18 protein-coding genes and 2 riboswitches are annotated in these 22,803 nt (G+C 66.1%); of the genes, 9 read left to right on the top strand and 9 right to left on the bottom strand.

Annotated elements, in window-relative coordinates; translation table 11 throughout:
• Nucleotides 1–19: 19 nt before the first annotated feature.
• Entirely contained in the window at nucleotides 20–820 is an 801-nt protein-coding gene (locus D4Q52_RS18650) for an MBL fold metallo-hydrolase (RefSeq protein WP_119858079.1), read from the top strand.
• Between the two features lie 873 nt (nucleotides 821–1,693).
• Complete coding sequence (locus tag D4Q52_RS18645) at nucleotides 1,694–3,430, top strand: putative bifunctional diguanylate cyclase/phosphodiesterase (protein WP_147407821.1); 1,737 nt, start codon at nucleotides 1,694–1,696, stop codon at nucleotides 3,428–3,430.
• 486 nt (nucleotides 3,431–3,916) lie between these two features.
• On the opposite strand, the gene D4Q52_RS18640 is transcribed toward D4Q52_RS18645, so the two are convergent.
• From D4Q52_RS18640 to D4Q52_RS18630, 3 genes are read right to left on the bottom strand one after another with little or no spacing between them, the layout of a single operon-like run.
• On the bottom strand, nucleotides 3,917–5,566 hold the full coding sequence (locus tag D4Q52_RS18640; RefSeq protein ID WP_119858077.1) for an acyl-CoA synthetase: 1,650 nt from the start codon (nucleotides 5,564–5,566) through the stop codon (nucleotides 3,917–3,919).
• A 47-nt stretch (nucleotides 5,567–5,613) separates the two neighbouring features.
• Nucleotides 5,614–7,497, bottom strand: a complete 1,884-nt coding sequence (locus tag D4Q52_RS18635) for a TRAP transporter large permease subunit (RefSeq protein WP_119858076.1) — start codon at nucleotides 7,495–7,497, stop codon at nucleotides 5,614–5,616.
• 6 nt (nucleotides 7,498–7,503) lie between these two features.
• A complete protein-coding gene (locus D4Q52_RS18630) occupies nucleotides 7,504–8,523 on the bottom strand; it encodes a TRAP transporter substrate-binding protein (protein WP_119858075.1) in 1,020 nt (339 codons plus the stop codon).
• 791 nt (nucleotides 8,524–9,314) lie between these two features.
• On the opposite strand from D4Q52_RS18630, the gene D4Q52_RS18625 reads away from it, so the two are divergent.
• From D4Q52_RS18625 to D4Q52_RS18615, 3 genes are all read left to right on the top strand, one after another.
• On the top strand, nucleotides 9,315–10,142 hold the full coding sequence (locus tag D4Q52_RS18625) for an AraC family transcriptional regulator (RefSeq protein WP_119858074.1): 828 nt from the start codon (nucleotides 9,315–9,317) through the stop codon (nucleotides 10,140–10,142).
• 114 nt (nucleotides 10,143–10,256) lie between these two features.
• Nucleotides 10,257–11,510 (top strand): MFS transporter, encoded by a 1,254-nt coding sequence (locus D4Q52_RS18620; protein WP_119858073.1) that lies wholly within the window; start codon nucleotides 10,257–10,259, stop codon nucleotides 11,508–11,510.
• A 66-nt stretch (nucleotides 11,511–11,576) separates the two neighbouring features.
• Nucleotides 11,577–12,317 (top strand): phenylalanine--tRNA ligase beta subunit-related protein, encoded by a 741-nt coding sequence (locus D4Q52_RS18615; protein ID WP_119858072.1) that lies wholly within the window; start codon nucleotides 11,577–11,579, stop codon nucleotides 12,315–12,317.
• 334 nt (nucleotides 12,318–12,651) lie between these two features.
• Here the strand turns inward: D4Q52_RS18615 and D4Q52_RS18610 are convergent, their stop codons facing one another.
• Nucleotides 12,652–14,265 carry a cobyric acid synthase gene (locus tag D4Q52_RS18610; protein ID WP_119858071.1) on the bottom strand — a complete coding sequence of 538 codons (1,614 nt, stop codon included), beginning with the start codon at nucleotides 14,263–14,265 and terminating at the stop codon, nucleotides 12,652–12,654.
• A 58-nt stretch (nucleotides 14,266–14,323) separates the two neighbouring features.
• Between D4Q52_RS18610 and D4Q52_RS18605 the strand changes: the two genes are divergently transcribed.
• Nucleotides 14,324–14,839, top strand: coding sequence for a tyrosine phosphatase family protein (locus D4Q52_RS18605; protein WP_119858070.1), 516 nt, complete (start codon nucleotides 14,324–14,326; stop codon nucleotides 14,837–14,839).
• Nucleotides 14,840–14,896: 57 nt separating this feature from the next.
• A riboswitch (cobalamin riboswitch) is annotated at nucleotides 14,897–15,101 on the top strand.
• Nucleotides 15,102–15,286: 185 nt separating this feature from the next.
• Nucleotides 15,287–15,616, top strand: a complete 330-nt coding sequence (locus tag D4Q52_RS18600; RefSeq protein ID WP_119858069.1) for a cysteine-rich small domain-containing protein — start codon at nucleotides 15,287–15,289, stop codon at nucleotides 15,614–15,616.
• A gap of 40 nt (nucleotides 15,617–15,656) precedes the next feature.
• Here D4Q52_RS18600 and D4Q52_RS18595 read toward each other — a convergent pair whose 3' ends face one another.
• The 4 genes from D4Q52_RS18595 to D4Q52_RS18580 all read right to left on the bottom strand — a co-directional run bounded on the left by D4Q52_RS18595 (nucleotide 15,657) and on the right by D4Q52_RS18580 (nucleotide 19,500).
• Nucleotides 15,657–16,529 carry an ABC transporter substrate-binding protein gene (locus D4Q52_RS18595; protein ID WP_119858141.1) on the bottom strand — a complete coding sequence of 291 codons (873 nt, stop codon included), beginning with the start codon at nucleotides 16,527–16,529 and terminating at the stop codon, nucleotides 15,657–15,659.
• Nucleotides 16,529–17,317, bottom strand: a complete 789-nt coding sequence (locus tag D4Q52_RS18590; protein ID WP_119858068.1) for an ABC transporter ATP-binding protein — start codon at nucleotides 17,315–17,317, stop codon at nucleotides 16,529–16,531. The genes D4Q52_RS18595 and D4Q52_RS18590 overlap by 1 nt, the downstream gene beginning before the upstream one ends.
• Complete coding sequence (locus tag D4Q52_RS18585) at nucleotides 17,314–18,345, bottom strand: FecCD family ABC transporter permease (protein ID WP_119858067.1); 1,032 nt, start codon at nucleotides 18,343–18,345, stop codon at nucleotides 17,314–17,316. Before D4Q52_RS18585 ends, D4Q52_RS18590 begins: the two co-directional genes overlap by 4 nt.
• A 42-nt stretch (nucleotides 18,346–18,387) precedes the next feature.
• Nucleotides 18,388–18,586: riboswitch (cobalamin riboswitch) on the bottom strand.
• Between the two features lie 107 nt (nucleotides 18,587–18,693).
• Nucleotides 18,694–19,500 (bottom strand): NAD-dependent protein deacetylase, encoded by an 807-nt coding sequence (locus D4Q52_RS18580; protein ID WP_119858066.1) that lies wholly within the window; start codon nucleotides 19,498–19,500, stop codon nucleotides 18,694–18,696.
• 76 nt (nucleotides 19,501–19,576) lie between these two features.
• Here D4Q52_RS18580 and D4Q52_RS18575 point away from each other — a divergent pair, with 76 nt between their 5' ends.
• Nucleotides 19,577–19,996: a DUF1810 domain-containing protein gene (locus tag D4Q52_RS18575; protein ID WP_119858065.1), complete on the top strand. Its 420-nt coding sequence runs from the start codon at nucleotides 19,577–19,579 to the stop codon at nucleotides 19,994–19,996.
• A gap of 64 nt (nucleotides 19,997–20,060) precedes the next feature.
• Entirely contained in the window at nucleotides 20,061–20,933 is an 873-nt protein-coding gene (locus tag D4Q52_RS18570) for an EcsC family protein (RefSeq protein ID WP_119858064.1), read from the top strand.
• A 281-nt stretch (nucleotides 20,934–21,214) separates the two neighbouring features.
• Here D4Q52_RS18570 and D4Q52_RS18565 read toward each other — a convergent pair whose 3' ends face one another.
• Nucleotides 21,215–22,795, bottom strand: a complete 1,581-nt coding sequence (locus D4Q52_RS18565) for a 4-hydroxyphenylacetate 3-hydroxylase family protein (protein WP_119858063.1) — start codon at nucleotides 22,793–22,795, stop codon at nucleotides 21,215–21,217.
• Between the last annotated feature and the right edge of the window lie 8 nt (nucleotides 22,796–22,803).

Here is a 22,803-nt window from a genome sequence, read left to right as displayed (position 1 = left end):
AATTCGCGACGGAGTCCGCATGACGCTGACGCTCACCATCCTCGGCTCGGGTTCGTCCGCCGGCGTGCCGCGCCCGGCGCTCGGCTGGGGCGCCGCCGATCCGTCCAACCCGAAGAACCGCCGCCGCCGCTGCTCGCTGCTCGCCGAGCGCGTCACGCCCGACGGCATCACTCGCGTGCTGATCGACACCTCGCCGGATCTACGCGAGCAACTGATCGACGCCGACGTCGACCATCTCGACGCAGTGTTCCTGACCCACGAGCACGCCGACCAGACCCACGGCATCGACGATCTGCGTTCGGTGGCGATGCACATGCGACGGCGAATTCCGGTTTATCTCAACCAGTCGACCGCCGACCACGTCGTTTTCCGCTTCAACTACTGCTTCGTCACGCCGCCCGGCAGCTCCTATCCGCCGATCCTGGACGAGCACCGCATCGAGGCCGGCGAAACCCGCACGATCGCCGGGGCAGGCGGAGCACTGACGCTGGCACCGTTCCTGGTCCAGCATGGTGATATTCCGGCACTCGGCTATCGCATCGGCGGCGCCGCCTACACGCCCGACGTCCACGACATCCCGCCCGAGAGCTTTGCGCAACTCGAAGGCCTCGAGCTGTGGATCATCGACGGCCTGCGCTACAAGCACCATGGCAGCCATTTCAACGTCGAGACCGCGCTGAAGTGGATCGCGCGCTTCAAGCCGAAGCGCGCGGTGATCACCAACATGCACGCCGATATCGACTACGAGACGCTGCTGAGTGAACTGCCCGACGGCGTTGTACCCGGCTTCGACGGCATGCGTCTCGACATCGCGGGCTGATCAATCCAGTCCGTCGTTCCGTGGCCTGTTGACCCGTAGCCCCGTATTTCCGGGCGCGCCACACCCTCAGCCTCGTCATTCCGGGCGCGAGCGCAGCGAGCTAGCCCGGTATCTGCTGCGGGCACGCCGTGGCGGGCGCCGCGCATACCAACCTCTGGATTCCGGGTTCGCGCTGCGCGCGCCCCGGAATGACGGCGGGCGCGGAGGCGAAGGCGCATGCAAGACTCGCTGCCGCGCCTTCCCGCCTCGTCATTCCGGGGCGCGAGCGCAGCGAGCGAACCCGGAATCTGCCGCTGGCACGGCGTGGCGGGCGCCGCGCATACCAACCTCCGGATTCCGGGTTCGCACCACCGGCCGTTCGGCCGATGGTGCGCCCCGGAATGACGGGGTGGGCGGAGAGGCGCAACGTGGCTCCATGTCATCGACGTGACCTACTTCATCGACGTGTTCGACGTGATGGCGCCAAAGACACAGTTGAACTCAAGCCGTGCCACACCCTCAGCCTCGTCATTCCGGGGCGCGAGCGCAGCGAGCGAACCCGGAATCCGCCGCGGGCGCGGCGTGGGAGACGCCGCGCATACCAACGTCGAGCTTCGTTTCGCGCGGGAACTGTCATCGGCGAGCCGGAGTGCTTCAGGCATCCCGAAACGGCCGTGACTGTCGCAATCGTGTGAAGTTCCATTTCGGAACTCGGCGCTGTTGATGCCTACTCGTCGTGGCTCTACTCGCCGACTACGCGCTGCGGCGTCGCAGTTCGCGTAGCAAGATACTTGCTATGCCGGAGGACACGAGGTTGTGCGGGTAGCGTTCGCAATTTGCTAATACTTGATCCGTCCATACTACGCAAAATGCGGAGTGTGCACGGAGACCGAGGTGCCGGACCTTTGGCTGTACGATCGGATGTCGCGAGTAGGAGTGCTGAGCTACCGGCTGAAGATCATGCTGGTTGCTTTTCTCGGCATCCACGTTCCGCTGATCGCCGTCGTTCTCTACATTGCCGCACTCAATGCGGAGAATTGGAGCCAGTTTATCGGGACTCTGGTAGTCACACTGCTGGCAACGCTGCTTGGGACGGGGCTCACGCTGTTCGTGCTGAACAAATTGTTAAGCCCGGTCCTGCTGACCGCGCAGGCGCTCGAAGGCTTCAGGCGTGACCGCAGCCTGGGCGAGCTACCGCGCCACTACACCGACGAGGCCGGGCGGCTGATGGCCTGCGCGGCCGAAACGATCGACCATCTCAAGACCACGCTCGATCGTCTCGAACACGTCGACGAGGCCACCGGCCTGCCGAACCGCCGGCAGCTGCTCGCAACAATGACTGAGGCGATCGAGCAGGGGACAGCGGTGGCTCTTGCCGTGGTGCGCTTCGCCGATCACGCCCGCGTCAAGAACGCCTATGGCAACGCCGCCGCCGAACGCGCGATGGCGATCCTGGCGCGGCGGATCGGCTCCTTCGTTGCCGAGGGCAAGATCCTGGCGCGCCCCGGCCGCGCCGAACTGGCGATCTTCGGAACGACGCGCGACGATGCTGCGACCCAGGCGGCGCTCGCCTTCCGCATCCGCGACGTCGTCAAATCATCGTCCGGCGAATTCGCGATCGGCGGCATCGTGCTGGAGCCGACGCTCCAATCCGGTCTTGCGTTCTATCCGGCTGACGGCGCCAGCGCCGAGAAGCTGCTCGATGCCGCGGCTGCCGCAGCGACGCAAAGTGGGCCCGCCGCGCCCCTGGTGCTGCATTCGGCGGCGGCGACGCGCGCTGCGCGATCGCGCTTCGAGCTCGAGCACGACCTGCGGCGCGCGCTGCCGGAGGGCCAGCTCGATCTGCACTACCAGCCGATCGTCGATCTCGCCGACCACAGCGTGATCGGGGCCGAAGCGCTGCTGCGTTGGCAGCATCCGAGGCGCGGCATGGTCTCGCCGGCCGAGTTCATTCCGTTGGCCGAGTCGACCGACCTGATCCAGCCGATCGGCCAATGGGTGTTGTCGCGCGCCTGCATGCAGATCCGGGAGTGGTCGGACACGGAGTTCGGCGACATCCGGCTCGCGGTGAATTTGTCGGCTCGGCAATTCCTCGACAAGGATCTGGTCCCGCACGTCCGCGCCGCGATCGAGGCGGCCGGGATCAGTCCCGACCGGCTGGAAATCGAGCTCACCGAGACTGCCGCAATGGCCGACCATGCCCACACCAGGCGTGTGTTCACAGCGCTGCGCGACCTCGGGGTCGGCATCGCGCTGGACGATTTCGGCACCGGTTATGCGAGCATGAGCTACCTGCGCAAGCTGCCGTTCAACAAACTCAAGATCGACCGCGAATTCGTGCATCACGTCGACCGCTCCGGCGAGAGCCAGGCAATCTGCGACGCGCTGATCGTGCTGTCGCGCGGGCTCGGCATCAACGTTCTGGCCGAAGGCGCCGAGCGCGAGGAGGAGGTGCGGCATCTGCTGTCGCGCGGCTGCACGACGTTCCAGGGCTACTACTTCGCACGGCCGGTGCCGGCCGCCGAACTGCCAGCTGCCGTGGCCGTCGCCCAGCTCCGCATGCTGCATCATGAAATGGAGCACACGGACCGCGGACCCGCCGCGCTCAGCCGCTACGGCCTGCGCGCCTGAGCGCGTAGCCACGCCCTCAGCCTCGTCATTCCGGGGCGCGAGCGCAGCGAGCGAACCCGCAATCTGCCAGGGGCACGGCGTGGCGGGCGCCGCGCGCAGCAACGTCGGGATTCCGGGTTCGCACCACCGGCCGGCTGGCCGGTAGTGCGCCCCGGAATGACCTCGTGGGGTCGAAAGGGTGCAGCGAGCTCGATCTCATCGACGTCAACTTGCGACCTCGCCGTTCAACACATAGGCTCAACACCATCGACATCATCTTCACGACCGCTGCTCAACACGTGATCGATCTCCAGCCGCGACACACCCGCAGCCTCGTCATTCCGGGGCGCGAGCGTAGCGAGCGAACCCGGAATCTGCCGCTGGCACGGTGTGGCGGAAGCCGCGCACAGCAACGTCGGGATTCCGGGTTCGCACCACCGGCCGGCTGGCCGGTAGTGCGCCCCGGAATGACGGGGCTTGGGCAGAGGAGCGGGAGGGTTGCGATAGCTACTCGCTGATCGCCTTCGCCGACTTGACCTGATCGCGTAGCATGAACTTCTGGATCTTGCCGGTCGAGGTCTTGGGGATCGCCGAGAACACGATGCTCTTCGGGGTTTTGAAGCCGGGCAGGTGCTCGCGGCAATAGGCGATGATTTCGGCCTCGGAGGCGCTGGCGCCCTCCTTGAGTTCGACGAAAGCGCAGGGCACTTCGCCCCATTTCGGGTCGGGCTTGGCGACCACGGCGGCGAACAGGATCGCCGGGTGTTTGTACAGCACGTCCTCGACCTCGACCGAGGAGACGTTCTCGCCGCCCGAGATGATGATGTCCTTGGAGCGGTCCTTGATGATGACGTAGCCGTCGGCGTCGAGCACGCCGAGGTCGCCGGTGTGAAACCAGCCGCCTTCGAGCGCTTCGCGGGTGGCCTTCTCGTTCTTGAGATAGCCCTTCATCACAATGTTGCCGCGGAACATCACCTCGCCGATGGTCTCGCCGTCGCGCGGCACTTCCTGCAGCGTCTCGGGGTCAAGCACGGTGACGGCTTCCTGCAGCGGGTAGGGCACGCCCTGCCGGCGCTTCAGCTTGGCGCGCTCGGCAGATGGCAGATCGTCCCAGCCGGGCTGCTCGGCGCAGACCGAGGCGGGGCCATAGACTTCGGTCAGGCCATACACATGCGTCAGCTTGATGCCGATGGTCTCGGCGCCGGCCAGCACCGCCATCGGCGGCGCGGCGCCGGCGATCAGGCCGACGACCGGCCTGGCCGAGGCCCCCTTCGGCGCGTCGAGCGCGTTGATCAGCGCGTTGTAGACGATCGGCGCGCCGCACATGTGGGTGACACTGTGCTTGGGGATGAGCTCGAAGATCTTGGCCGGATCGACCTTGCGCAAGCAGACGTTGATGCCGGCCGCGGCCGCCAGTGTCCACGGGAAACACCAGCCGTTGCAGTGAAACATCGGCAGCGTCCACAGATACACCGGGTGCGTGCCCAGATTGCCGGCGAGGATGTTGCTGACAGCGTTGAGATAGGCGCCGCGGTGATGCGTCACCACGCCCTTGGGATTGCCCGTGGTGCCCGAGGTGTAGCCGAGCGCGATCGCGTCCCACTCGTCCTGCGGCCGCTCGCCGACGAAGGACGGATCACCGGAGGCGACGGCATATTCGTATTCGAGCTCGCCGATGCGATGGCTGCCGGGAAACATCTTGTCGTCGACGTCGAGAACCAGCGGCTTCGGCGACTTCATCAGCTGCAGCGCCTCGGCGATCACCGCCGAGAATTCCGGATCGACCAGGATGATCTTCGCGCCGCCGTGCTCGAGCTGGAACGCGATCGCCGGCGCATCGAGCCGGATGTTGAGTGCGTTCAGCACCGCACCGGCCATCGGCACGGCGAAATGCGCCTCGACCATCGCCGGCACGTTCGGCAGCATCACCGCCACGGTGTCGCCGCGGCCGATGCCGCTGCGCACCAGCCAGGACGCGAAGCGCCGGCAGCGCGCGCGGGTTTCCTTCCAGGTGTAGTGCCGGCCCTCATAGACCACACTGGTGAGGTCCGGATAGACGTTGGCGGAGCGCTCGAGGAAGCTCAGCGGCGACAGCGGCACGTAGTTGGCCGGCGTCTTGTCGAGCCCGATGCTGTAATGACCCTGCGGAGCGCTCATGACTAACCTCTTCCGTCACGTCGCGCCACTGGCCCAGCCCGCGGCGCTTACAAGAATCCGATCGAAATCCACGGCACCGCCGCGACGATGATCAGGCCGACCATCAGCGCCAGCAGATAACCCCAGATCGGGCGCACGCCCTCGGCCGGATCAACCCGGCCGATCGCACAGGCCGCATAATAGCCGACGCCGAACGGCGGTGCGAACAATCCGATGCCCATCGCCAGGATCACGACCATTGCATAATGCACTTCGTGGATGCCGACGGTGCGGGCGATCGGAAACAGCAGCGGCCCGAACAGCACGATCGCCGGAATACCTTCGAGCACGCTGCCGAGAATGACGAAGGCGACGATCGACACCGCGAGAAACGTGCCGGCGCCGCCGGGCAGGCCGGTCATTGCCGTGGCCAGCGACCGGGAGAATCCGGACTGCGTCAGGCCCCACGCCATTCCGGTGGCGGTGCCGATGATCAGCAGGATGGCGCCGGACAGCGCCGCGGTCTCGATCAGCATCGGCAGCACCCGCTTCCAATCGAAGCGGCGATAGATCAGCAGGCCGGCCAGCACCGCATAGACGATGCCGATAGTAGAGACTTCCGTCGCGGTGGCGACGCCTTCGACCACGGCGGCGCGGATCACGAATGGCAGCGCCAATGCGGGCAGGGCGATGATCAGCAGCTTGCCGATCTGGGCGCCCGAGGCGCGCTTGATGTGGCTGAGGTCCTCGCCGCGATAGCGCCACCACACCAGCGCCGACAGCGTGATCGCCAGCACCACGCCCGGCAGCAGGCCGCCGGTGAACAGCGCCGAGATCGACACGCCGGTGACCGAGCCGATGGTGATCAGCACCAGGCTCGGCGGGATGGTTTCGGTCTGCGCGCCGGTGGCGGAGAGCAGGGCGACGAGATCGCCCGGCTTGGCGCCCCGCTCCTTCATCTCCGGAAACAGCACCGGCGCCACCGCCGCCATGTCGGCGGCCTTCGAGCCGGAAATGCCCGACACCAGATACATCGCGCCGACCAGCACGTAATGCAGTCCGCCGCGGACATGGCCCAAAAGGCTTGCCAGAAACGCCACCATCGCCCGCGCCATGCCGGTCATCTCGATCAGCAGGCCGAGGAAGACGAACAGCGGCACCGACAGCAGGATGAGGTGGCTCATGCCCTCGTCCATCCGGCCGACCAGCACCATCAGCGGCGTCCGCGTCGTCAGCGCCAGATAGCCGTAGATCGACAGCCCGAATCCAAAAGCAATGGGCACGCCGGCGAACACGCAGCAGCCCGCGACGCCGACGAAGAAGATCAGCAGATTGATGTTGCCGAGCGGCTTGAACACTGGCTGCGCCAGCCAGAACGCGCCGATCAGCAGCGCGACGGTGAGGGCGGCCGTACCGACCAGCTTCCAGTCGCCGAACCGGATCAGCCGCAGCAGCGCGAACGCCGCCATCAGCGCGGTGCCGACCGGCAGCGCCGCAGCGCGCCAGCTGTTGGCAAGCGACAACGCCGGCGTGGTGATGTAGCTCTCTTCGTAAGCGTATTCGGCCGCCGGCGCCGCGATCAGCAGCAGGAAGGCCAGCGCGGCGCAGATCGCCACCAGATCGAGAAACGCCCGGCGCCGCGGCGATGCTTTCGCCACCAGCGCGGTCATCCGCATGTGTTCGCCGCGGCGGAATGCGACCGCCGCGCCGAACATCGCCAGCCACAGAAACAGGATCGAGGCGAGTTCGTCCGACCAGATCAGCGGGCTGTGAAATACGTAGCGCGACACCACGCCGGCAAACAGCACGACGATCTCCGCGACCACCAGGATGGCCGCGGGGATTTCGACCAGCCGGCCAAGCCCGGCCTCCAGCGTGCCGATCAGCGACCGGCGCGTCGGCAGCACCAGCGGCTCGGCAGCCGTCAGTTCGGAGACCGGGGCGTGCGCCATAGTGGCTTACGCCAGCTTGCCGACGGACTTTTCCAGCAGCGACCACGCCTGGTCGCCGTATTTGCCTTTCCATTCGGCGTAGAAGCCGGCGCTGCGCAGCTTGTCGCGAAACGGCGTCACCGTCGGCTGATTGAAGATCAGGCCCTTGGCGGTCAGCTCTTCCTTGACGGTGGCATTGAGCTTGGCGGTGTCCTCGCGTTCCTTGACGGCCGCGGCGTTGATGTTCTTGGCGACGATCTCGCGCACGTCCGCCGGCAGCCGGTCCCAAGCGCGGCGGTTGGCCAGGAACCAGAAGCCGTCCCACATGTGGTTGGTCAGCGAGCAGTACTTCTGCACTTCGTACAGCTTGGCGGTCGAGATCAGCGCCAGTGGATTTTCCTGGCCTTCGACCACCTTGGTCTGCAGCGCCGAATAGACCTCGCTGAAATTGATCGAGGCGGGCGCCGCATCGAACGCCTTGAACATCGAGGTCCACAGCGGCGACACCGGCACGCGGATCTTGAAGCCCTTGAAGTCCTCGGGGCCGTTGATCGGCCGGGTTGACGACGTGGTCTGGCGGAAGCCGTTGTCCCAGATCTTGTCCATCACGATCAGGCCGGCCTTGTTGATCTCGCCGCGGACATGCGCGCCGAGCTCGCCGTCCATGGCCTTCCAGACCGTGTCGTAGTCCGGGAACGCGAAGCCGATGCCGTTGATCGACGCGGCCGGGACCAGCGTCGACAGGATCAGGCCGGACAGCGTGAAGAACTCGACGCCGCCGGAGCGGATCTGGCTCAGCACGTCGGTGTCGGAGCCGAGCTGGTTGTTCGGGAAAACCTGCAGGTCGACCCGGCCATTGGTCTCGGTCTTGATCGCCGCCGACATCTCGCGGGCGCGGACGTTGAGCGGATGGCTGTCGGGCAGGTTGTTGGCATATTTGTAGACGAACTCGGCCTCCGCCGCGCGCGCCACCCACGGCGCCCCGACGCCGCTCATAACGGCCGCCGCCGCCGATGCCTTCAACACCATCCTGCGCGAAACGCTCATCTGCTTCCTCCCAATAACGCTTCTTGTTTTCTGCGACCCGACCCGAAAAGTCGACGCGCCTTTGGTCATCATTTCGGCCCAGCCGGTCAAGCAATTTCAGGCGCGCGGACCGGCGCCGCCGGAGTTGTCCCGGTGCGGCCCAGCGCTTCGCGCTGCGCCTTGTCCGGGACACGGACGGCGTGACGGCCAGCGAGCGTAGGATGGGTTGAGCGCAGCGAAACCCATCAAGAGTCTTGCACGTCGTCGATGGGTTTCGCTTCGCTCAACCCATCCTACGACGACGCACCGCTGCGCAGGCCCGGCAACGCCAACATGCGCAAACTCGCGCAACGTATTGATTAAAAAGCTACATCTATATATTCCATAATATACCTTATGCGAATCACGGATATGGCGATGGGCCAGTCCCATGAGCTTCGGTTGTCGGACACCCCATAAACTTGCATTTCACCCCATATCAACGTCGTCACTCACCCCATATGCATGTCGTGCTCTCGGCCCGTTTTGCGACGGCCGAGGCTGCGGGAGAATGATCTGCTTCTTCGGCTCTCTCTGTCTGGAGCTTTAAATGAGCTCCCAAATCGGACTTCGGGCCATGGGCAAAGGCCCTCTTGACCACACTGAGGTGGTGATACAAGCGCCCCCTTCGCGATTCTGGGTGAAAATTGGCTGAGACCACCCTATTCTCACAGCAGCGCTTCGGGGTCTCTTCTGGAAACCTCAGGAGGCTCCGTTCGGGAATTTGCGACCTCTGGTCCTGGTAGCGCTCAGACGCACATTGGAGCTGTCGTATGGGAGCACCACGAGTTGAAGACAAGGTCGACTATCGGCGTTTGGCACAGCTCGACGAACTCGAATTCGTATACGCAACTTACGCGACGCATCAATTTGCGAAGCACAGCCACGAAACGTTTTCGATCGGCCTTGTCGAACGCGGGGCCAACACCTTTCTTCACCGTGGTGAGAAACGGATCGCTCCCGCTGGCTGCATTTGCGCAGTCAATCCGGGCGAAATCCACACCGGTGACCCAGGATCCGACGGCTGGACTTATTGGAATTTCTTTCCATCCGCAGAAACGCTGACGCGGGTTGCTGAGGACCTCTACGATAGGCCGATGCAACTTCCCGAATTGCATTCGAGCGTCATTGACGACGTCGTGGCAGCGGGACTGCTGCGGCGGATGTTTGCATCGTTCATGAGGCCGACTTCGCGCCTCGAATGCGAGACCAATCTGGTCGAGACGCTGGCATGGCTCGTCCGTCACCACACTGATCTGACCGGACCGCAAACCGCAAAGCCCCTTCCCGGCGCGATCCTCCGCAGTATCGATTATCTCAACAGCTGTAGCGATCAGAACGTATCACTCGATCATCTTGCTGAGATGTCGGGCATCAGTCGATTCCATTTCTTGCGCAGTTTCAGCGCGGCGACGGGGTTGCCGCCGCACGCCTATCAGGTGCAACTCCGGCTCGCGCGCGCCCGAAACATGCTCCGCGAGGGACAGCCGATCGCCGAGGTGGCGATCACGGTCGGGTTTGCCGACCAAGCCCACCTCAGCCGCTTGTTCAAGCGCTCCTATGGCGTTTCGCCCGGACGTTGGATCGCCGCCGGGCAATAACGTCCCGAGCACACAGCAATAACGTTCAATCACCATGGATCGCTCCGTGGCAGTCTTGCTCGTGCCCAAGAGGCGGCGATTCCGCCACTTCATGAATCCACAAGGCGAGCCCTCATGCCGCGTCTCAGTCCGATGCTTCCGATGATTGCGACGACGTCGATCATCGCCGCTCTGTCGATGAACCTGTTCGCTCTGCCGGTGATCGCTCCGCAAGCTGCGGCCGACATGGGTCTCGATCCCTCATGGATCGGTGCGTACTCCGCGTCGATTTCCGGATGTGCCATCATGTCTGCGCTGGCGGCGGGTGCCGTCGTTGCACGATGGGGTGCCGTACGAACCGGACAAATCTGCCTTGTCGTCGGCGCGGCAGCCGCCCTTCTCGCTGCAACGGGATCAGTCGTTCCGGTCGCCCTGTCGGCTGTGGCGCTTGGTCTTGCCTTCGGGCCGGAGACGCCGGCCGCCTCACATCTTCTCGCGCGCGTCATCGCACCCGGCAACCGGGCCTTGCTGTTCTCGATCAAGCAGAGCGGGATGCAGATCGGGGGTATCGCGGCGGGTCTGTTGATGCCGCTACTCCTCGAACTATACGGCTGGAGAGCTGCGCTCACCGCCATCGCGGTTGCGACCCTGGCGCTCTCGATATCCCTGCAGCGTCTCCACGTCAGATACGACACGGACCGCGATCCGACCGTGACGATCCGTCCAATGGCGTTGAAGCAGTCCTTAAGGCTCGTTCTGCATTCGACTTCGTTGCGCAGCCTGGCCGCCACCGCCTTCTGCTTCTCGGCCCTGCAGCAATGTTTCAACGCCTTTCTCGTCGTCTATCTGGTGCATCACCTCGGACAATCCGTGGCTTCGGCGGGAGCCGTGCTCGCCGTCGCCCAGATCGCCGGCATCGCAGGCCGCCTCGTCCAGGGCATCGCCGCTGATCGGCTGTTCGGAGCGCGATCGGTTCTGGTCGGTGTCGGGATTCTGATGACGCTCGGCACCGCCGGCCTCGCCATGCTCCGGATCGAAGCTTCGATGATGGTTATCATGTCGGTTTGCGTGCTCGTCGGGTTCTCGGCGACAGGGTGGAACGGCGTCTTTCTGGCAGAGGTTGCACGCATAGCTCCCACTGGCCGCGCTTCGGAAGTGACCGGCGGCATGCTGAGCGCAGCCTATGCGGGTCTCGTATTCGGCCCGGTCATGTTCGGCGGATTGCTGCGGATCGGTGTCGATGACGCGCTCTGCTACGGCGTCGCCTCGCTGTTTGCCGCGCTGGGCACGAGTGCCCTGCTTTTCCTGTTCGGTGATCAATTGACCAGTCGGCAAGGTGCGCAAGCCGCGACTTCGATCGGTTCTCTCGTGCGACGTCATGAGGCGTAGAGGCACGCGTTGACGACGAGATTCAGATCGCTCTCAATCGACCTTCCGACTGATGGAGATGTTACCATGAATAAGTGTGAGCCAGTTGAAACGTCCACGGACGACCTGGCGCAAAGAGGCCGACAAGCCTCCTATCCTTTGCTGGCGGCAACGCCGATGTTTTCTGAAATGTATCCCGGCGTATATGTCCGGTCTGCCCGCCTGAGACTCGGACGGAGCACGAGCGTTCTGGACCTTGCCGAGCAATGGGAGGCGTTGCACCGGGTTTGGTGTGGGACCGGACGCAGTGCGATTGCGCAGACGCCCGAGATCGCCGCCTACCGGGCGTTCTATCGTCAGATCGGCCTCAACGTCGACCGCACGCCGCCGTCGACCCAGGGCCTGATCCAACGCTATCTAGCCGGCGAAATCATTCGGCCGTTACCACCGCTTCCTGCCGCGGTGAACCTCGTCAATATCGTGGCGGTCCGCACGCTGGTGCCGCTGGGCGCTTTCGATTGCGGAGCGCTGGCCGGCGACGTCAGGCTAGACGTCGCCGTGGAGGGCGAGCGCATCACTCCGATCGGCGCTTCGTCGCCGATAGACATACCGGCGGAAGTCGTCGTGCTCCGTGACGATGACAAGATTCTGTCGCAGTTCGGATATCGGGACGCGCACGCCCAAAGGGTCACGGAGGACACCCGAGAACTGATGTTGCTCGCATGCCAAGTGCCGGGCATTAGCGACCTACTCATCCGGCGTGCACTCGACGAAGCGATCACTGGACTGGCGCAAGCCTTCGACGCGGTTCCGAGGGCACAAACCTAGATCGCAATCTTGCGCTAACAGCGGTGGCTAAAAACTGCAACTCAAAGGAGCGGCAAAAGTCAAAAACGCGACGTACTTATAGGGTTCTTGAGCCTCGATGCGACGTCTTTATGGGGTGAACCGCGGCAGCTTTATGGGTGGAACCTTCCTGAGATCATTGGAAAATTCTTGACGGGACAGCGCTCTTTTGGGGTGAGCGACATCGGTTCTCCCAAACGCTAAGCCCCTCGGCCTCGTCCACACCGCTTGAGCCAAACCGCAGCACGAGCCTGCCAACAACTCGGCCTGGCGGTGCGCCGTCGCAATGCTCGGCTGACCGCGACGGCGCCTCGCATCACCGCGCGAGCGCCAGCAGCGCGTCGAGGTCGAGATTGCTTTCGCAATGGTCTGCCAGCGCCTCGAGCGCGTCGTCGATGCGGCGTTCGAAATCGAGGCCGGAGGTCGCGGCGCCGACCTGCCCCAGCCAGGCAGACCGGAAATCGTCGCCGCCGAAGATGCCGTGCAGATAGCCGCCGACGACGCGGCCGTCGGCCGACATCGCGCCTTCGGGCCGAGGCCCGCCGGCGCCGTCGTCCAGCGTCAGCCATGGCCGCGCCAGGCCGGCGCCGTCGTCCAGCGTCAGCCATGGCCGCGCCAGGCCGGCGCCGGTGGTCCGGCCCATGTGCATCTCGTATCCTGTCACCCGGCAACCGCTGCGTCGGTCCAACGCGTCGATCTCGACCAGGCGCTTGTCGCCGGAGATCTCGGTCTCGATATCGAGCAGGCCGAGCCCGGCGGTTTCGCCGGCCGGACCTTCGAGGCCAAGCGGATCGCGGACGACGCGGCCGAGCATCTGGAAGCCGGCGCACAGCCCGACCACGCGGCCGCCGCGCCGGACATGGGTGCGGATGTCGATGTCCCAGCCTTCACGCCGGATCAGGTCCAGTTCGCTGCGCGTCGCCTTGGAGCCCGGCAGGACTACGACGTCGATATCGGCCGGGATCGGCGAACCGGGCTGGATCCAGCGCAGATCGACATCGGGCTCGGCGACGAGCGGATCGAGATCGTCGAAATTGGCGACCCGCGCCAGCCGCGGCACGGCGATCTTGAGCCGGCCGCGGCTCGCCGCGGCGGCACGCTCGAGCGCCAGCGAGTCCTCGGCCGGCAGCCGGTCGGCGCCGGGAAACCAGCGCAGCACGCCGAGGAACGGCCAGCCGGTCTCGTCGGTGATGGTGCGGCAGCCTGGCTCGAACAGCGAGAAGTCACCGCGGAATTTGTTGATCAGATAGCCGGCGACGCGGGCCCGATCGCTCTCGCTGAGCAGCACATAGCTGCCGACCAGCGCCGCCATGGTGCCGCCGCGGTCGATATCAGATAGGAACACGACCGGCAGATCGGCCGCCTCGGCGAACCGCATATTGGTGATATCGGATGCGCGCAGATACACCTCGGCGCCGCTGCCGGCGCCCTCCACCAGCACCAGATCGGACTCGGCGGCGACGCGCTCGAAACTGTCGAGCACTGCCGGGATCAGCCGTTGCCGCATGTGGTGATAGATCCGCGCCGGGCAGTTACCAAGCACCCGCCCCCGCAGCACCACCTGCGCGCCGATCTCGCTCTGCGGCTTGAGCAGCACCGGGTTCATGTGGATCGATGGCGCCACGCCGCAGGCCCGTGCCTGCAGCGCCTGCGCGCGGCCGATCTCGCCGCGCGGCGCCGTGCCTTCCGGTCCCGGCGGCAGATCGGAGTCCGCCGCGACGGCCGCGTTGTTACTCATGTTCTGCGCCTTGAACGGACGCACCGCGAGGCCGCGGCGCGCATAGGCGCGGCACAGCCCGGCCACCACCATGCTCTTGCCGACATCCGAACTGGTGCCCTGGATCATCAGCGCGCGGGCGCACCGCGGGCCGGTGTCGGGGCGCGGCGTATAGTGGATACGTGCAATCAGGTCATCGACGTCGACGGTCATGGCTATACTCGGTTGGTGAACTTGACGGCGGTCGCGCCGTGCCGGATAGGACGCCGCTATGATCATCGTCAGCGCGCTCGATCACGCCCCTCGCCTTGTCGCCGAGCGCCGTCCGGTGCGATCGCTGTCGTTGATGGCGCCGTGGCAGCACGTCGTGTTCGACGAAAGCTGGCTGCCGGCCGACCGCCTGATCCTCGCGTTCAACGATGTCGACGTCGCCGGCTCGGTCCACGTTGCGCCGGACGATGCGATCGTGTGCCGGATCATCGAGTTCGCGCGCGGCTGCAACGCTGAGGATGACGTGCTGGTGCATTGCTGGATGGGCGTCAGCCGCTCGCCGGCAGCCGCCTATGTGATGGCGTGCGAACGCGCGCCGGGCGACGAAGTGATCATCGCCAACGCGCTGCGCCGCGCCGCGCCGACCGCGACGCCGAACAAACTGATCGTCGCCCTCGCCGACGACCTGCTCGGCCGCAGCGGGCGCATGGTCGACGCCATCGCGGCGATCGGCCGTGGCCAGGAGGTCGATGGCGAGGTGCCGCCGTTCGAATTGCCACTCGGTCGCTCGGCGTAGTTCGACCAACAGACAAGACGGTTCGCTTTGGTCTTGCGTGCCGCCGCGCGGCGTGCTGTGCTTCGCGCTGCCTACGGTGCCTCTCGGATGAGAGGTGAAACTGGGAATGCGGTGCGGCGAGAGATCGCCCATGCCGCAGCTGCCCCCGCAACTGTAAGCGGATCTGTTCGGATCAAAAGGCCACTGCGTCGCAAGGCGACTCGGGAAGGCGATCCGGACGATATCCGCGAGCCAGGAGACCGGCCGCAGGCGTGGTTCAACCCGGATCGACGGTGGGTCGATAACAGGAGCACGCGATGACAGCGGTCGACTAAGCGGCACGTGCCGGGCGCCTCGTGCGCCGCCTCCCCACTGATCTGTGCTGACGCCGCACCACGGCGTCGATCGCCGTCGGTCTGCGCCGCCTCGCCTGCGCGCGCCGCGGACGGCGCCTGCCGTCGAGATATCATGCAACCGAAAGACACCACGACTAACGAAGCCTTCAAGGGCTTCACCAACGAGGCCTGCCCGTTCCTGCCGTGCCACAGCGGCGTCGAGCGCGAGTTCAACTGCCTGTTCTGCTACTGCCCGCTGATCGCCTATGAGTGCCCGGGGCCCTATCAGGTCTTCACCGACCGCAACGGCATGCTGCGCAAGGACTGCAGCGCGTGCACGCTGCCGCATAACGGCTACCGTCGCTCCTGGAATTTCATTCAGCGCTGGCTGGAGAAGCCGCGGATCTGGGACGGCCGCGCGCAGGATCCCAGGCGGATCAAAGAGGCATCGTCCGAGCAATGAGCCAGCGATCGATCTGCTGGTGGCGCAAGTGCTCATGGCATCACTGGCTCACGCTGGCGTCCGGCGTCCGCCGCGCTGGATCGATGCGTTCGATCGCCTCGACCAGCCGGTCCAGCGCCACCGCGAACATCGCGCCGCCGCAGATCGTCAGCGGCTCCGGAATGACGATGCGCCGGTTCGGCGGATAGGCACGCTGGATCGACGGATGCAGCAGCAGCGCCTTGCCCTGATCCTCGGCCGCGGGCTGATCCTCGGCGAGTAGCAGCAGGTCCGGCCGCGCCGCGACGATGGTTTCCAGCGACGCGAAACCGCCATAGGCGTAGCCGAGGTCGGTTGCGGCGTTGGACAGGCCCGCCGTCTGCAGCAGCGAACTCAACAGACTGTCGCCGCCTGTCACCCAGCCGCGCCGTGACAACGCCAGCACGCGCGCCGGATGCCTCGAAGCAGCGCGCCGCGCGCGCGTCATCGCCCGGTCGAGTTCGGCGATCACCGCATCGGCCCGGTCCGGATGCCCGACCAACCCACCGACTCGTGCGATCTGCGCCTTGACGTCGTCGACGCTGCGCGGCGTGTCGAATTCCTCGACCTTCAATTTCTTCGCGCGCAGGATCTCACGCGTGGCGCGCTTGCCGTAGCGACCGGCCAGGATGATATTGGGCGCCAGCATCAAGAGGTCTTCCGCCTCCCCCGAGAGCCGCGGATAGTGCCGGGCCTGTTCGGCCAGCCACGACAGATGCCGGTCGCGCGCATAGGGTCCGAGCCCGACGATCTGATCGGGATCGGCCAACACCAGCAGCAACTGATCGGTGCACATATTGATCGACGCGATGCGCTTGACCGCGGCGGCCGCGGCCGAGGGCGCGGCGATTAGCGCCACGCAGCTGATCGCCACAACGAAGAGCCACTTCCGCATCACGCGCTCCGCATCGCCCACGGCACCAGCACCGGCTGCGCCTCGTGATCGGCGCGGTAGGCATCGATCGTGAATACTTCGGCGAGCTTCGGCGGCCCCAGCACGGCGCTCGGCGGCCCCTTCGCGGCGAGCCTTCCGTCGCGCAGCATCAGCACCTGATCGGCGAACCGGGCGGCGAGGCCGATGTCATGGGTGACGACGATCACCAGCGCGCCGGCGCGGGCCTGACGCTGCAGCAGCGCCATCACCGAGAGCTGGAAGTAGGGATCCAGCGAAGCCATCGGCTCGTCGGCGAGCAGTACCGGCGCGGCGGTCGCCAGCGCCCGCGCGATTGCGACGCGCCGCCGCTCGCCGCCGGATAGCTCCGTCACGGCACGATGCTGCAACGGCTCGAGGTCGACGTCGTTCAGGGCGCGGCTGACTGCCTCGCGGTCGCTTGCCGCCAGCTGGCGCAGATCCGCGCCGCCATGCGGATAGCGGCCGAGCGCGATGACGTCGCGTACCGGCAGGGGCCAGTGCACCGCCTCGCCTTGCGGCACATAAGCCAGCTGCCGGGCGCGCTGCCGCACCGGCATCCGGGCAACATCCTGACCGCCGATCAGCACCTGCCCCTCGCCCGGCACGAGACCGGCGAGCGCGCGCAGCAGCGTGGTCTTGCCGGCTCCGCTCGGCCCGACCACCGCCGCCATACAGCCGCGCGGCAGACCGAATGAGATCGGTTGCACCAGCAGGCGGCCGCCCAGACTGACCTGCAGTTGGTCGACCACGAAGTAATCATCCTGGATCATGTCATGCTGCTGCCCAGTGCGCGGCGCTCGCGCACCACCAGATAGAGAAAGAACGGGACGCCGATCAGCGCCGTCAGCACGCCGACCTTGATGCCGCTGCTCGACGGGATCAGGCGCACCGCGATATCGGCGGCAAGCAGCAGCGCCGCGCCGCCGAACGCGCTCGGCAGCATCAGGCGGCCAGGATCGTGCCCGACCAGCGGCCGCATCAGATGCGGGATCACCAGGCCGATGAAGCCGATCGTGCCGGAGACGGCGACGGCGGCGCCGACGCCCAGCGCAACGCCGAGGATCACCTGGAGGCGCAGCCGGTCGACGTCGACACCGAGGCTCTGCGCAGCCTCCTCGCCGAGGCTGAGGACGCGAAACGCCTCGCCGCGCGTCAGCAGCAGCGCCGCGCCGCAGACGATGAACGGCAACGCCAGCGCGACGTGCTGGAAGCTGCGGTCCTCGAGCGAGCCGAGCAGCCAGAACGAGATCTCCAGCGCGGCAAACGGATTGGAGGCGAGATTGAGCGCCAGCGAGGTCGCCGCGCCGGCGAGGCTCGACAATGCAAGGCCTGCGAGGATCAGCAGCAGCAGATTGGCGCTGCGCCCGGCGACCGCGATCAGGATGAACACCGAGACGAACGCCATTGCGATCGCCGAAAGCGGCAGCAGGAACGACAGCGCATCGGCGAGCCCGAGCGCAATCACCAGCACGGCGCCGAACGCCGCGGCCTGCGGCGCGCCGAACAGCGACGGCGCTGCCAGCGGATTGCGGAGCAGCCCCTGCAGCGCCGCGCCGGCAAGGCCGTGCATGGCGCCGATCGCGAGCGCGAGGATGGCGCGTGGCAGGCGGATATCCTGGACGATCGAGCGCTCTGCGTCGCTGCCGCCGCCGAACAGCGCGGTGATCACCGCGCCGATCGACAGCCGCACCGGGCCGATGCCGAGCGACAGCAGAAACAGCACGGCGACGATGCACGCCAGGATCGGCAGGACAGCCCGATCAGCGCGCACGACAACCCACGCCGCGCAGCGGCGCATCCAACATCTTCATGGTCGGTCCTCCGTCGGCCCATCGCCGAACGAGTTTCGCAAGGACCGGCCGGTCTCCTGGCTCGCGGATGTGTGGAGACGTCCGCCTTCCCGGCCCGCAGGCCAGTGGCATCGAGGACGCTCCAATCCGCCCACAGTTGCGAGGGCAGCCGCGGCGTTGGGGCGAAGCCCCGCACCGCATTCCCGTTTCACCCCTCTTGCGAGAGGCACCGGTCCATTCGCCCGTTAAGCACGCGCGATGCTCCCGCACAATGCAGGGCGGACACTTACGTAATCATCCGGAAGCCGAGGAGGACGCGCGGCTCGTCGCAGTCGCCGATCGCGGATCGGAGGGCCTCACAGCAGAAACGCGAGCGCTTTCTCGCAGCGATCCTCGACCTTGAGGGTCAGCAGATCGTCGGCGCGGGTGCGGCCGAGATTGACCGCGGCGATCGGAATGCCGAGCCGCGCCGCCTCGCGGGCGAAGCGGTAGCCCGAATACACCATCAGCGACGAGCCGACGACCAGCAAGGCATCAGCCTGCCCGAGCTGCTCCATCGCCGTGGTGACCTTGTCCTTGGGCACGGCTTCGCCGAAGAACACGACGTCCGGCTTCATCATGCCGCCGCAGCGCGGACAGTCCGGGACGACGAAGCTGGAAAAATCCTGATCATCCAGCTCGGCGTCGCCGTCCGGCAGCGCCGCGGCATCGAGGTCGGCCCAGGCGGCGTTGAGCCGCGTCAGCTCGGCCTGGAAATCGGCGCGGCGGATACTGGCATCACACGAAAGGCAGCGCACCAGATCGAGCCGGCCGTGCAGGTCGACGACGTCGCGGTGCCCGGCCGCCTGGTGCAGCCGGTCGACATTCTGCGTCAGCAGCATCCGGCTGCGGCCGCTGGCCTCGAGCCGCGCCAGCGCGTGATGGGTGTCGTTCGGCTTGGCCTGCCCGAACCGGCGCCAGCCGATCATGCTGCGGGCCCAATAGCGGCGCCGGGTGGCGTCGTCGGCGATGAACGCCTGAAACCGCACCGGCGGCGTGCGTTTCCAGCTGCCGTCGGTGTCGCGATAATCGGGAATGCCCGAATTGGTGCTGCAGCCCGCACCGGTCAGCACGAACAGCCGCTGGTGGTCTTCGATGAAGGACCTGAGATCGTTGTTTGCCATTTGCGATGTAGATAGGCAGTCCCGATCCGCGCCGCCACGGCAGCAGGACGGGCCGGCGCCATGGGAGGAATGACGCGTGAGCGACCCGTTCGACCTGCAGCGCTTCGTCGACGCCCAGAACCCGGTGTACCGCCGCGTCGTCGATGAACTGACGCGGGGCCGTAAGGCCTCGCATTGGATGTGGTTTATCTTCCCGCAGATCGCCGGCCTCGGGTTGAGCCCGATGGCGCAGCGCTTCGCGATCGGCTCGCGCGCACAGGCCGCCGCCTATCTGGCCCACGAAGTGCTGGGGCCGCGGCTGATCGAATGCACCCGGCTGGTACTGGCGGCGCGCGGCAAGCCGATCGGCGCGATCCTTGGTTCACCGGACGACATGAAATTTCGCTCGAGCATGACGCTGTTCGCTGCGGTCTCGAGCGAGCCGCTGTTCGGCGAAGCCGTCGCGGCGTTCTACCCGGACGGCCCGGACACGGCGACGCTGGCGCGGCTGCGCTGAACCGGGCCGAGGGAACCGCCGCAGCCTGGTTTCGTTTGTCTTGGAACCTTCAGGACGGACCGCATTGCTTCCTCAAACCACCCCCTCCCTTCAAAACGCCCCCGACCTCACCCCGGATGACCACGAGGCGCTGCGCCGCGCCGTCGGTCTGCTCGAGCATCCGAGCCTTGCCGGCCGGCTGACCAGTCTCGCCGGCAGGCCGGTCGAACTGATCGGCTTCGCCCTGCCCGCCACGGTCGCCAAGGCGATCTCGTCGGCGACCTCAAAAGGTCTGGAAGCCGCGCTGAAGGTGGCGCTGCGCACGCTGCCGGCGTCGCGCGCGTCGGGGTCGCCGCGCCTGCACCGCGCGCTGGCAGCAGCGTCGGGCGCGGTCGGCGGCAGCTTTGGGCTAGCGGCGCTGCCGGTCGAGCTGCCCGTCTCCACCGTCATCATGCTGCGCGCGATCGCCGAGATTGCCAAAAGCGAAGGCGAAGACCTCGCCGATCCCGAAGCCGCCCTTGCCTGCGTCGAGGTGTTCGCGCTGGGCGGCCGCGCCGGCTCGACCGACGCGGCGGAGAGCGGTTACTTCGCCACCCGCGCGGTGCTGGCCAAGACGGTGTCGGAAGCCGCACGGCTGATCGCGGAGCGCGGCCTCGCCAACGAGGGCGCGTCGATCCTGGTCAAATTCGTCAGCCAGGTGGCGGCGCGGTTCGGCATGGTGGTGTCGCAGAAAGTCGCTGCGCAGGCGCTTCCGGTCGCCGGCGCGATCGGCGGCGCCGCCATCAACTACGCGTTCATCGATCACTTCCAGGATGTCGCCCGCGGCCACTTCATCGTGCGCCGGCTGGAGCGCATCTACGGCAAACAGGCCATCCGCGCCGAATACGACCGCATCGCCGGCCGCGAGCCCCCGCCGCCGCCCTCGCTCGATCTCACGGCGAGCACGACGCTGTCCTAAGCGCCAGCCCCGGGAATGCGGCCAATGCAATCAGGCATTTTCGTCTCAGCTCGTCATGCCCGGCCTTGTGCCGGGCATCCACGCCTTGCTGATTGAGACGCGGAAAAGGCGTGGATGGCCGGGCCTTCGCCGCGCCGAAGCGGCTTCGGCCGCGCAGGCGGGACGAGCCCGGCCATGACGAACTAAAAACTATTTCAGGGACTCGCTAAGCGCGCCTTGTTTTGGGTCGCCTTCGAAAGAACAGCCGTAGCGCGGACCGTTATCCGCGCTCCGGGCCGCTATCACTCGGCCGCTTCGTTCATGTAGCCCTTCTGCACGTCCTGCGCCTTGGCGTAGTCGGGCTGGAAACGCACGCTCGCATAGTGCGAATTCTTCTCCGCCTCCTGCGCCCGCTTGCCGAGTTCGGCGGTGTCGCCGAAGCCGAGCACCTGGCGGGCGAGTTCGGTCAGCGGGCCGTCGACCTGATACTCGGTGCGCTGCATCGTCAGCAGGTTGATCAGATACAGCGGCGTGCCGTTGAACTTCTCGAACATCTCGTGGCGGTTGCCCCATTCGGTCAGGAAGCGCTCGCTGATCTGGCGGAAGATCTTGATGCGGTCGTAGGCGCTGATCTCGGCACCGCGCAGCGCTTCCGCGAGCTTCGGCCCGAGATAGGGATCCTCCATCTCGCGCTTCGACGGCTGGATCACCACGCCGCGGCCGCAGAAATCGATCAGCGTGTTGACCATCTTGTTCTGGTTTTCAAGATAATAGGCCCGGCCGAAATCGATGTAGATGTTGTTTGGCTTGAACAGCCCGCCCGGCGTCGCGAAGCCGGTTTCTTCCGCCGCGATCATGAAGGCCCGGCAGGTCTCGCGGAAACGGATCAGCTCGGCGAGCTGGGCCTGCACCACTGGGCTGGTCGCAGTGCCGAGCGATTGCGTCAGCAACAGCGCCAGACCGACCATCAGCTCGGCGTGGACGCAATGCCGGATCTGCGTTTCGAGATGCACCCAATCGAACTGGCGCTGCGGATACCATTTGGCGTGGTCCGGATTGCCGATATGCTGGACGCGGTCCCACGGGATCAGCACGTCGTCGAAATACACCATGGCGTCGAGCTCGTCGCCGATCGTCGCCAGCGGCCGGTCGTACGGATCGGCATCCGGCTGGGCGTTCGACTTGCGCGCCACCACCGAGATGCCCTTGGTGGCGATCGGCACCAGCGCGTAGACGGTCTGCTCCGCGGTCTGGCCCGGGCGCCACAGGTTGCCGATCAAGAGATGATTGACGAACGGGACCGAGGTGCCGATCGCTTTCCACCCACGCACCAAAATGCCGTCGTCGCGCTCCTCGATGATCTTGAGCATCGGCGTCTCGGCCATCGCATTGTCGCGGCCGCGATCGAACTGGACGTCGAGGAACATCGGCGAAATCGCCAGATCCTGCGACGTCACCTCCTCCCATTGCCGCTGGATGTTGCCCGACAGATCACGCGGCGTGCCGCTGAAGCGCGAATTCTCCGACCACGGCTTCTGGTCGTCGACCTGGGTGAACATCACCACGTTCATGCCGGCCGGGGGCCTGGTGAAGATGCCGCCCTTGAAGTGCCGGCACAGGAAATCGCAATATTCCCGGCGCTTGACCACATCGGCCTTCGACCGCGGCAGGAACCAGTGCATCGACTGGCGCTGGCCGCTGTCGTCGACGAAGGTCGCAATGTCCTGGTTCTTCGGGTCGAGATGCAGGTCGTAGTACTCAGCGATGGCGTGCGCGTAGCCCTTGGTCATCGGATGGGTAGTCACGTCCTCGATCAGTTCGCCGCCGACATAGACGCGTCGGCCGTCACGCAGCGATTGTAGATATTCCGCACCGGTTCTCATCGTCAGTC

Source organism: Rhodopseudomonas palustris (assembly GCF_003591005.1).
Lineage (GTDB): Bacteria > Pseudomonadota > Alphaproteobacteria > Rhizobiales > Xanthobacteraceae > Rhodopseudomonas > Rhodopseudomonas palustris_K.
Note: the sequence above shows the minus strand (reverse complement) of the source record. Positions and strands in the feature narration are given on the sequence as shown.

What these genes read in the sequence shown, in the direction of transcription:
- D4Q52_RS18585 (WP_119858067.1), bottom strand. Translation starts at nt 18,345, where the DNA reads ATGCGCCGCTGCGCGGCGTGGGTTGTCGTGCGCGCTGATCGGGCTGTC.
- D4Q52_RS18625 (WP_119858074.1), top strand. Translation starts at nt 9,315, where the DNA reads ATGGGAGCACCACGAGTTGAAGACAAGGTCGACTATCGGCGTTTGGCA.
- D4Q52_RS18635 (WP_119858076.1), bottom strand. Translation starts at nt 7,497, where the DNA reads ATGGCGCACGCCCCGGTCTCCGAACTGACGGCTGCCGAGCCGCTGGTG.
- D4Q52_RS18610 (WP_119858071.1), bottom strand. Translation starts at nt 14,265, where the DNA reads ATGACCGTCGACGTCGATGACCTGATTGCACGTATCCACTATACGCCG.
- D4Q52_RS18620 (WP_119858073.1), top strand. Translation starts at nt 10,257, where the DNA reads ATGCCGCGTCTCAGTCCGATGCTTCCGATGATTGCGACGACGTCGATC.
- D4Q52_RS18600 (WP_119858069.1), top strand. Translation starts at nt 15,287, where the DNA reads ATGCAACCGAAAGACACCACGACTAACGAAGCCTTCAAGGGCTTCACC.
- D4Q52_RS18590 (WP_119858068.1), bottom strand. Translation starts at nt 17,317, where the DNA reads ATGATCCAGGATGATTACTTCGTGGTCGACCAACTGCAGGTCAGTCTG.
- D4Q52_RS18605 (WP_119858070.1), top strand. Translation starts at nt 14,324, where the DNA reads ATGATCATCGTCAGCGCGCTCGATCACGCCCCTCGCCTTGTCGCCGAG.
- D4Q52_RS18580 (WP_119858066.1), bottom strand. Translation starts at nt 19,500, where the DNA reads ATGGCAAACAACGATCTCAGGTCCTTCATCGAAGACCACCAGCGGCTG.
- D4Q52_RS18640 (WP_119858077.1), bottom strand. Translation starts at nt 5,566, where the DNA reads ATGAGCGCTCCGCAGGGTCATTACAGCATCGGGCTCGACAAGACGCCG.
- D4Q52_RS18615 (WP_119858072.1), top strand. Translation starts at nt 11,577, where the DNA reads ATGAATAAGTGTGAGCCAGTTGAAACGTCCACGGACGACCTGGCGCAA.
- D4Q52_RS18595 (WP_119858141.1), bottom strand. Translation starts at nt 16,529, where the DNA reads ATGCGGAAGTGGCTCTTCGTTGTGGCGATCAGCTGCGTGGCGCTAATC.
- D4Q52_RS18630 (WP_119858075.1), bottom strand. Translation starts at nt 8,523, where the DNA reads ATGAGCGTTTCGCGCAGGATGGTGTTGAAGGCATCGGCGGCGGCGGCC.
- D4Q52_RS18650 (WP_119858079.1), top strand. Translation starts at nt 20, where the DNA reads ATGACGCTGACGCTCACCATCCTCGGCTCGGGTTCGTCCGCCGGCGTG.
- D4Q52_RS18565 (WP_119858063.1), bottom strand. Translation starts at nt 22,795, where the DNA reads ATGAGAACCGGTGCGGAATATCTACAATCGCTGCGTGACGGCCGACGC.